The sequence below is a fragment of the Micrococcus sp. 093350064-1 genome (genome assembly GCF_053627955.1).
In genome coordinates this window covers 235229-245245 of sequence record NZ_JBSEYU010000005.1, presented here as the reverse complement: position 1 = coordinate 245245, position 10017 = coordinate 235229, and the positions used below count along the sequence as shown (strand labels likewise).

At 66.8% G+C, this 10017-nt stretch carries 9 protein-coding genes; 2 read left to right on the top strand and 7 right to left on the bottom strand.

Going from position 1 to position 10017, the window contains the following annotated elements; genetic code table 11:
* Positions 1–194: 194 nt before the first annotated feature.
* Together ACUW6W_RS07820 and ACUW6W_RS07815 are read left to right on the top strand one after the other, a co-directional pair.
* Complete coding sequence (locus ACUW6W_RS07820; RefSeq protein ID WP_127435035.1) at positions 195–605, top strand: hypothetical protein; 411 nt, start codon at positions 195–197, stop codon at positions 603–605.
* Between the two features lie 1035 nt (positions 606–1640).
* A complete protein-coding gene (locus ACUW6W_RS07815; RefSeq protein ID WP_127435036.1) occupies positions 1641–1943 on the top strand; it encodes a hypothetical protein in 303 nt (100 codons plus the stop codon).
* Positions 1944–2094: 151 nt separating this feature from the next.
* Here ACUW6W_RS07815 and ACUW6W_RS07810 read toward each other — a convergent pair whose 3' ends face one another.
* The 7 genes from ACUW6W_RS07810 to ACUW6W_RS07780 all read right to left on the bottom strand — a co-directional run bounded on the left by ACUW6W_RS07810 (position 2095) and on the right by ACUW6W_RS07780 (position 10006).
* Positions 2095–2472 (bottom strand): hypothetical protein, encoded by a 378-nt coding sequence (locus ACUW6W_RS07810; protein WP_049145134.1) that lies wholly within the window; start codon positions 2470–2472, stop codon positions 2095–2097.
* Positions 2469–3317 (bottom strand): hypothetical protein, encoded by an 849-nt coding sequence (locus ACUW6W_RS07805; RefSeq protein WP_049145136.1) that lies wholly within the window; start codon positions 3315–3317, stop codon positions 2469–2471. Before ACUW6W_RS07805 ends, ACUW6W_RS07810 begins: the two co-directional genes overlap by 4 nt.
* A gap of 268 nt (positions 3318–3585) precedes the next feature.
* Entirely contained in the window at positions 3586–3966 is a 381-nt protein-coding gene (locus ACUW6W_RS07800) for a hypothetical protein (RefSeq protein ID WP_049145137.1), read from the bottom strand.
* Between the two features lie 4 nt (positions 3967–3970).
* Positions 3971–5875, bottom strand: coding sequence for a type IV secretory system conjugative DNA transfer family protein (locus tag ACUW6W_RS07795; protein ID WP_060973429.1), 1905 nt, complete (start codon positions 5873–5875; stop codon positions 3971–3973).
* Entirely contained in the window at positions 5875–7377 is a 1503-nt protein-coding gene (locus ACUW6W_RS07790; RefSeq protein WP_049145144.1) for a conjugal transfer protein TraC, read from the bottom strand. Before ACUW6W_RS07790 ends, ACUW6W_RS07795 begins: the two co-directional genes overlap by 1 nt.
* Positions 7377–8966: an SCO6880 family protein gene (locus ACUW6W_RS07785; protein ID WP_060973428.1), complete on the bottom strand. Its 1590-nt coding sequence runs from the start codon at positions 8964–8966 to the stop codon at positions 7377–7379. The genes ACUW6W_RS07790 and ACUW6W_RS07785 overlap by 1 nt, the downstream gene beginning before the upstream one ends.
* Positions 8966–10006 (bottom strand): hypothetical protein, encoded by a 1041-nt coding sequence (locus ACUW6W_RS07780; protein ID WP_060973427.1) that lies wholly within the window; start codon positions 10004–10006, stop codon positions 8966–8968. Before ACUW6W_RS07780 ends, ACUW6W_RS07785 begins: the two co-directional genes overlap by 1 nt.
* Between the last annotated feature and the right edge of the window lie 11 nt (positions 10007–10017).

The window sequence follows — 10017 nt, the reverse complement described above, 5'->3', positions numbered from 1 at the left end:
CAACTACCATCGGCCTCATACCTCCTGCGGGGACGCCCCGCCAACCTCGTTGGCCCCGGCACGAGTCAACAACGTCATGACCTCTTACACCTAGGAAGAGGTCCTCTTGAGCGAGAGGGATCAGAGAGCAATAGCGGTGCATAGAGAACGCACAGTACAGTGGGGCGCGTCATATCCACTCGAAGGAGACTCTCATGCCCGACAAGCATCGACCGCGCCTCTCTCGTCTAGCCCAGTCCGGGGCCGCGTTTTCCATCGTAGGAGCCCTCACCGTCAGCAACTTCGGGGCTACCGCCTGGGCGGCCCAGCCCGCCTTCACCCCTCAAGCAACAGACGGGTACGCAGCCGCCGCCTCGCTTCCCGGCGACTTCGAGAATCAAGGAAGCACATCCAGCGAGTGGGATGTCTCTGATCTTCTAATCGAGGAAAAGAAGACCGGCCCGGAAGTAGCCGAAACGCAGGCGTGGCCCTGGGCTGTCTATAGGTGCCTCATGGGAATCGGTCTCAATGGGCCTCAGATCACCCAGATCATGACTCGGGGGACCCCTGAGGCGTTTCTCGCCGCAGGAGGACGGGCTGCGCTTGCCTGCCTGAGGGGGAAGTGACCTATGCCACTCCGAGGCATTTCCCGCTCAGCCCTTGAAGAGGAGCTAAGGGCAGTCAACGCGAAACTCTCCACCCACCCTCTAGCATCCGCTCCAGTCAAGGAAGCGCACGCACTCGTTGCAACGATGCAAGGAGCAGACAAGACAGAGGTCTCCAAAAGGCTGTCTGACAAGGGGCTCCCATCCCTCGACGAACTAGGAGCCCTCCAGCTCAAGGGGTCAGTTTCTTGGTGGCGCCTAAACAGGAGGAAGAATAAGCTCGAAAAGAAGCTAGAAGAAAAATCAGAATGACGAATATTATAGTCGCTTTGATTGAGAGCCTCGCTTCTAGCTTTGTGACCCCACCCCCTCCTGTGATTAGTTCACTTCTTATGAAGAATTGAACTACTTTTCACACTGACACGGACTGCCCAGCTCCAGCCAATCCCAAATGGCCCTCCCGCGTCCTCGTGGAGCGGTCCGGGGTGCACCCCGGACCGCTCCGGCGCACGGTTGCCCAGCCCTGCGAGAAGTACTTCGTCAAGGTCGCCGCGCTCCATGAACGTATCCGCGCCATGCGCACCGAAGGCATGATCATGCGCGCCATTGCCGAGCGCGAAGGCGTCAGCACACGCGCCGTTCATTAAGCGATCCACAAGAACGACCCGCCGCGCACCCCGGACACCCCCCAGGCCCCCAAAACGGACGCCTCCGACGACGCTTGACCCCCTGCGCCTGCACCCCCAGCACAGTGCAACGAATCCCGGCCTGACTAGGCCGAAAGCGACTTAGCATAGCTAAGTATCTAACTTGCTCCGGCTCCGCCGGTCCGCACCCTGCACGCCCTCCTGCGCCCCTGCACGCCCTCCTGCGCCCCTGCACGCCCTCCTGCTGCTTACCGCCTCCGCCTCAGCCACCGACCCGTCTTCTGACGCACCCAACGACCAACCCACTGACGCAACCACCGACCCCCAACCAGTCCCGATCCTCGCTGGTGTCGAAGAAGTCAAAAATGACCAGGTCCCGACTTCGCTCCAGAACCTGGTGGGGTCGTTGATGCTGACAAGCGCCCTCCCTATCGTCGTGGGATTCTGGACCGTCATGTTCGGTGCATCCATCCTCATCCGCAAACGAGCAGTCGCATGGGCCACACTTGTTGTCCTGGTCAGCTTGTCAGCCATCGTCAGCTACAAGTTCAAGAGCACCATCACCGACCTTCAGAACCAGGGCCACGACATCGCGAACCTTAGCCTGGACGGGTGGACGTGGTTTGCACTTGCTCTGATTCTGGTTGCCTCGATCCTGCACGTGATCTTCGAGACCGCACGGCATCGTCGCGCCACCAATCGCACTGACTGACCCCAACACGACGGCCAGCCTCAGCCTGAGCCAACTATTCGAAGGCATCACAGGCTGGCCGTCCTGACTGAATCTCCTACGTCAGACCGAGAAGCCCGCGGCCCCGATACCTCTCCGGTATCGGGGCCGCTCCGTCATGGTGCTCCTGTAGTCAGCTCTGCGTCACAGCGACCTGGAGCTTCCGTTCGATTGCTTCGACGCATTCCCGACGCACGGCCTGATACCGCCCAGCACCCTCCTGGCGTTCATCGAAGTGCCCACCATGAGCCAGCCCCGAGAACAACACATCCGTGCGCTCGATAACATCGGTTCCGGCCAACTCGAACACGCGGTACCGGGACCGGTACGGCGCCCCGTTCTTCGTCATCCGCCAGCCACCGTCGCTGAGCATGGCCAGCACGGTGCCGTACTCCCGCTCCACCCACATTGCGCCGGTGCGGTCGTCCTCATAGAGGTCCCACTCCTGCCTGTCCATTTGCTGGACCCAGTGCATGTTCCACGGGCTACCGGTGCCGCGAACCCAGTTCATCGTCGTTCCTCCTCGCTCGAGTCTTCCGGCTGTTGCTCATCTCCCAGGGTGCCCCAGATGTGCCCGTCCGGGGAGCTCTCCCACTCCACACTGAGGTCGTCCCGACTATCAGCCACGGACACCGCCAGCCGTGGAGCCGACGGCGTAGACGAGGACATCTCCAGCACCACGGCCACGTCTTCAGGCTGCCGGGAGGCGGCCAGCCCCACCGGGTTCGACACCGCGACCTGCCCGCCGTCGCCGTCCACCACACGTGCCCGCACGTATTGCACGCCCGTCGCGGGTCGTTCGAGGGTGTCCTGTTCACGGGTGGTACCAGCCCAGGCCGTGAAGTCGTCCTCGTCGTAGTCCAGCGTGAACGCTGGCCGGTCTCCGTACGCCTCGGGCTCCTTGTGCCTCCCGATCTTCGCGCAGCCGGCCTCATCCACCATGCGGCGCAGACGCGCGGTGAGCATCTCCACATGCGGGTGCCACATCATCATCGGGCCCAGCCCCGGAGCCTGTTCCTCCCAGACCTTGTACTCCATGCACATCGCCGCATACAGCTCGGCCGTCAGGTCCGAGTGCTTGTACCAGCAGGGTGGCACTACCGAGGTCACCAGCCGGTACTCGGCTACGAACCAGTCCACCCACCGACGCAGCGTGTTCCACGCCTCCCACTGGTGCTCTGCCTTGATCTCCCTCCACCGCGTGCCCATCCACACCGGCGGACCCTCGCCCGCGAGTTCCGCGGCGACCTCCGGGTCGACGTAGGGCAGCGGAGTTCCCGTCTGTCCGTCGTCATCGGCGGCCGCCGGCGCCTCCCAGTCCGTGGGCTCGTCGTCTTCAACCCAGGGCGATGCCATCAGTTCCGTCCTTCCCTCGTGTACCGGCGTGCTGGCCCGCCCAACAGCCTCTCGAGCCGGGCGAACAGCTCCTCAACGGCCTCGCGCCCGTCTGCCCCGGTCGAGCGCATGTAGCGATGCGCGGCGTCCTCGCATGTACCGCACAACCACACCCCGATTCCGCCGGTGGCACGACACTCGGCGCGGTCCAGGTATCGTCCATCGGCGCAGTGCCACCTCGTGGAGACGGGCCGCTGGCAGACATGGCACCGTGCACCCCCGTCCGTGCTCATGCCTGCCTCTGCCGGATCATCCTGGCCACGATCACGACCGTGGCCCGCCTGCGGTCCCATCCAAAGAACTCCTTCTTGCCGTCCATGATCTGATGCAGCCGCTGATGGTGGTCCCGGCACAACGGCATCAGGTCGTTGTGCGCTTCGCGGGCCTGCCACCGGCCCTCCTCGTCCTGGCCCACGCCCTTGTACGAGACGTGGTGCAGGTCCAGGGTCCCAGCCTGGGTCAGCGTGATCCCGCAGACCTGGCAGGCCGGCTCTTGGCCGGCCTGCCGGCAGTCTGCGAACCACCGCACCCGCCTGTACCCCCATGCCTGGGACCGCAGGTACCGCTTGTACTCGGCCGAGCTGGTGCGGTGCAGCCCGAACCTGCCCATGCCCTCACCGCACCGGGATCGCCGGGGCCGTCTCCGGCACCGGGTCCAACGCCGCCACGGAGTCCTCGGCCCGGTCCGCGTCGGTCGGTGTGGACGGGGCCGGGTCCTTGGACTCCAGCTCAGCCAGCAGCGCCTTCGAGTACCGCCCCGCGGCCTCCTTGATCTGCTTGCCGTCCTTGCGGTCCCACCAGCGGGTCATCTGCATCAGGATCGGACGCCCATTACGGTTCAGCAGGACCCCCCACCCGAACGGCAGCCGACGCAGCTCCGCGACCGAGACCACGTCGGTGTCGTGGATCTGCTCGGAGACCGAGGTGTGGTCCTTGCCGCGAGACTTCGAGGTCCGCATGATCTTGCGCTGGCCGGCCAGCTTGGCGAACTGCTCCAGGTCGGACACGTTCGAGGCACCCCCGAGCTGGACCTTCACCGTGGCCGCATCGAACAACGCCTGCGCCTGCTGCTCGCCCCACTCGTTGCGGGCCTGAGCCATCGACTGGAACACCGCGAACGGGGAGATGCCCACGCCGCCGCCGTCAGCCATGAGCTGGGTCAGCCCCGGCCAGGCACCGGAGATGTTCGCAATCTCATCGAGCACCAGCGACAGCGGCGGGTCGAGCCGGTTCCCGGGCGACTTCGCCGCCAGCTCGCGCGCCCGCTCGGTGATGGCGTCCATCATCGCGATCAGGAACGGCCCCGCCGACGAGCCGCCGGTCTTGGTGCCCACGATGTAGAGCGTCCCGCACTCGGTGAGGAACTTGTCGATGTCCAGGGTCTCCTCGAACCGGTTGGGTCGCAGCACGTCGCGGACCTCGGGCACCGACAGCCCCTTGACCGCACCTTCGACGCCGAACCACTTGGACTGGAGCAGCTTCGGGTCGCCCTCGATGATGCCCTTGAGCACCAGGTTCCAGTTCAGCGCGGCCTTGGGATGTTCGGTGAGGATTTTCACGGCCTCCTTGGCCTCGGCCGGGTTGTTGCCCCACCGCATCAGGTCATCCACGGTGCGCTCACCCAGCGCCGCGGCGTGCAGCAGGCACTCCATGATCGTGATGGCCGGGGCCTGCCACTCCGCGTTCGAGCTGGAGGACCCCAGGCCGGAGGCACCGATCAGCGACGCCGCCCGCTGGTTCGCCACACGCGGCTCTTCACAGCCCGTGATCGGGGACCACTTCAGCGTGGAGGGCTGACCGGTCAGTCCCTGCGGGTCGAACAGGGCCACTGGTCCCTTCTTCTTGCGCAGCTCGGCTGTGGCCCCCAGGTTGTCCGCACGTGAGCTGGTCGTGATGACCGGGCCGGGTGCGTCGAGAATCGCGCCGATCAGCAGGTGCACGCCCTTGCCCGAGCGCGGCGGGCCGATCAGCACCACCGACTCCTCGTAGCTCGCGAACACGTCCACGCCCTCGGCCTTGCCCAGGCGCATGGCCCCGTCCGTGATGGCCGGCTTCTTGATCGAGGGCCGGACCTTCTTCACCCGGGACAGCACCGACTTGCGGCCCACCGTCTTGGTGATCTCCGTAGACCGGGCCAGGCCCTCGCGTTCGCGCAGCTCCTTGATGAACTTCTTGTCCGACTGCTGGTATCGGCTCCACGCCGTCACCGCGACGCCGATCAGCACGAGCACCAACACACCCAGACCGATCAGCCAGCCGATGACCCCGCCGGTGGTCGCCGTGCATCCCTGCGCGGTGGCCCCGAACGTGGCCGGGTCGTGCTCGCCCACGAGGAAGCCCAGCGGCGCGAACAGCGAGTCCGGCTTCGTCGGTGCCCCACAGTGGATACGCCCGGCCAGGAACCCGGCCAGCAGGTACGCCCCGTAGAGCAGCACGGCCGGACCGATGAGCCAGATCAGTGCCGTCTCGGCCGGGCTGTCCCCTTCCAGGACCGAGTTGTTGCCACGTTCACGTCGCATCAGGCCACCGCCTCCTTCGCCTTGTCCATGCGCTCGTCCGTATCGAACAGCGGCAGCTCGGCCCGCGTGAGCACGTTCTGCACCTCGAACGAGGAATCCCCCAGACGCCACAGGCCCGTGCCCTTGGGCAGGGACCGCACCAGGGACCGCTCCCGGTCGGACAGTTCCATCTCCGACGTCGTGATCTTCAGCGCGGACCGGTCCTGCCGGTAGATCACCTTCACGTCCGCGTCGGCCAGCAGGGACCGGGCCATCGCGGCCATCTTCGAGCTCTGATCACCAGCCATGTCCAGGTCAGCGATCTTGTGCAGCACAAGCACGTTGAAGATGCCGTAGGCGCGGCTGAGCTTCCACTGCTCGACCATGCGCCGCAGGTCGGCCTCGGAGCTGATGTTGTCCCAGCCCTCTTCGTAGATCACGATCCGCTGCCCGCCGTCGCGCGTGGTGACCATCGCTTCGGTCCACGCGCCCGCGCACGCGTTGACCACGCGCACCGCCTCCGGGGAGGCACCCAGCAACGCGGAGGTGTCGATGCTCGTCGCGCACGCCTGATCGTCCAGGACCACCGTGGTCTCCCCGTCGAACATGCCGGCCAGATCGCCGGAGGACACGCGGCCCAGCGTCATCATCGTCACCGACGCGGCCTGCGCCTTCATCGCGTCCGGGTCCGTGCGGGCCGCGTCCAGCGCCCGGATCACGTCCGGGATGATCGGCGGACGTCCCTCGGCGTCCGCGACCGCCACAGCCGCGTCCAGGCCCGCCGAGAGCACATGGTGCTCGGGCGAGGTCATGTCCCGGTCGGTGAGGATCTTCACCAGGGCCACCAAGATGGACATGCGCCGAGTCCGCACCATCGAGGCCCACGCCCGATCCGTCATCAGCTCGCCCTGCACGTCCGTCGAGGGCCGGGTGCCCGGGTCCAACGGGTTCAGGCGCGTGTCCAGGCCAGGGCCGACCTGGATCACCGATCCACCCAGGCCCTTGACCACACGGGTCCACTCGCCCTTCTTGTCCGAGGCCACCGAGAGCTTGCGCCCGGCCAGCACCTGCCGCACCGCCAGCGACTTGGCCAGTGACGACTTCCCGGTGCCCACCTGACCGAACAGCATCATCGACATGCCCGAGATGATCCCGGCCTCATAGAGTGCCCACGGGTCGAAGCAGAACGCGCCGCCGCCGTGCATGTCCTTGCCGATCATCAGCCCGCGCGCACCCAGACCGGGGCCGGCCACGAACGGGTACGCCGTCGAGGCCGTATGCGTCGTCGTGCGGACCGGCCGCGGGGCCAGCGTGCGCATCCCCCGCAGCTGCCGTGCCCCGCGCGGTCCGGCCTTGCCCCACTGCGGCTGAGGGAACCGCACCTCCTTAGCCTGCGCAGCCATCGCCTTCCGCAGCGCCCGCTGGCCTCGCTCCAGCTCCCGGGCCGCACGCTTGGCCTCTCGGGCTTCGTCCTTGCCCGGTTCGATGATCTGGAACAGATCGACCTTCGGTTCTTCACGCATCAGAGCTTCATCCTTCCGAACGGCAGGGCACCGGCCACGAACGCCGCGTCCTGCTCCATCCACACCGGGCGCAGCTCGCACCCGGCCGTGATCCCGGAGGCCACGACCTCCGCAGCCGCGGACTCCAGCTCGGACCGCGAGGACCCGGTCACCGTGACCAGCACGACGACATCCACGCCCGTGTGCCGACGCCGCAGCTCGGCCTCCTCGCGCTCCACGTCCTCCAGGGACTGGTCATGTTCCAACGACCCGATGCGCCCGAGCTTGCTCATCAGCCGCGAGTTCGTGTGCCAGTCCGTCTTGCGCCGCTGCACGGACCGCACCGCGGCCCCACGCTCCACCGGAGCCAGGAACACCGAGACCGTGTGCCGGAAGTCCCCGGCGAACACCAGCTCGTCCAGGAACCCCAGCCGGGCCAGGTTCTGCGGCAGCTCGGAGACCTTGTAGGTGCGGTGGTAGTTCCCGTCCGTGACCATGTGGCCCGCATGGACCTCCACGGCCATCGGTCCCGCGCTCGAGGGCGCGGTACCCGCCGTCTTCCCGTCCGCCTTCATGGTCGAGACCATCACCGAGGCGTCCGGGTCGAACGCCGACCGCGAGAGACCGGCCAGCGTGCGCGGAGAGTGCCAGGCGGTCACCTGGGTCCCCGAGCGCGGCAGCGTGCTCTCCACCGTCGTCATCAGCTTGAGCATGTGCTCCATGAGCGCCGGGGTGCCCCCGCCGAGCGCCTTGACCTGCGAGGTGATCTTCGACGGGGAGACCACCAGCGTCAGCCACTGCTCGTGCACCGGCATCGACTGGGCCTCCTTCATCAGCTCACGGAACGCCTGGTCCAGGAACGGGTCGACGCTTGCCCCTGACCGGCCCGCGCCCTCCTGCTTGGACTCGTAGAAGTCCTCCACGGCCGCACCGGAGATGAGCGTCGTCTGATCCGACGCCTGAATCCGCACCACACCCGGCAGACGCGACAGCGCCGCCAGCGACGATCCCCACGACAGGGACCGTTCCTCCTGAGCGTCGAAGGACTCCAGGTCAAAGCCCCGCGTCGTCATGACCTTCGCACAGACCACCGCTTCCCGGGCGCGCGGGTCCCAGACGAACCCGGCCCCGTTGGGCATCGCGTAGACCATCAGCTCACCGGCCACACCCGGCAGCCGGAACCGTGCCGGCTCACCCGGCTTGATCCGCCCCTTCGCATCGCGCTGAGCCTGCGGCCCTGCCTCGCTCACCGGGGCCTGCGGCTCGCCGTCCACCAGCTCCAGCACGTGTGCCGGGGCCATCCCCTGGCGGTACTCGAGCTGATCCGTTGCCCCGCGCCGCAGGTACTGCATCGCCACCCACACCCAGCCAGGCAGGGACCGGCCACGGAACCGGGTCGCGCCGAACGCGCCGATCACGGCCATCAGCCCGATACCCACGAGCATGGCCGGCCCGCCACGCAGGATGAACGCCATGCCGATCAGCACGCCGGCCAGAACCACGATCACCTGCTCCAGGGTCAGCCCCAGGATCAGTCCCTGAGTCCGTTCCTGGGGGAATCGGACGTCGTCGTACTCCGAGTCCATCGACTCCTGAATCATCGTTGCCATCAGCGGCCTCCTCGCATCACCATCGCCCCGGCACGCTGGCGCATCCGGCCAGCCCGCGCCGAAACGCCCCGCATCGAATTCATTGCTCCACGCCCGGCCCGGCTCGCGGCCATCACGCCCGCCTGCTCAGCCTGGCCAGCACCGCCGGCCAGCCACGCGGTGACTGCAAGCATGAAGATCGGCATGGCCGCGGCCACGAACACCAGCACCATGCCAGCCACGGTCTGCACCCAATCCGTGGACAATGCCGCCATCGCCATGCCCAGCCGCACAACGGCGGCTGCGAGTGGCCCGGCCATGATCAGCCCCAGCATCATCGACAGCCACCGCCCCGCCAGCGCCTTGGCCGGCTCCAGGGCCAACGAGAAGATCGCCGGGGCCGCGAACGAGGCCAAGATCAGAATCAGCACCAGACGGAAGATCATCATCGCCATCAGCACGAAGCAGGCGAAGAAGATCACCAGCGCGATGATCACCGCGACCACGATCATCCCGTTCTCCGAGTTCTCGCTGGCCATCTCCCACTGCGCGAAGTTCTCATCCAGCAGGATCTTGTCGTTGGCGGCGTCGTAGGTCAGACCGAACAGCCCCAGCACGCCGGCCACCGCCTCGTCCTGGCCATCGGTGCCACCGGAACCGACCCGCAAGATCCACAAGGTCAGCTGCTGGGTCGCCCCCATCGCCATCCACACCAGCCCGACCACCACGTAAGTCGCCGGGATGCTGAACACCGCCGCCAGGAACGCGCGCACCATGCCGGCCGTAGACCCGCGCACCGCCGAGAGCACGACCTGCACGGCCACGAAGATCATCAGCAGCGGGATCATCGCCACCACGATGATGTTCAGCATCCCCGGGTGGTCGATCACCGTGCTCTCGCCACCGGCCACCGTCGTAGTGACCTGCCCGCCGACGACCGTGACCCACCACTCCGGGGTCAGCGCACCCACGGAGAAAGCCTGCTCGAGCAGCCCGGAAGCGGCCTTCGCCAGCCCCAGGATCGAACCCCGCATGAACTCCTCGAAGTCCTTCTCCCACATCGTTCTCTCCC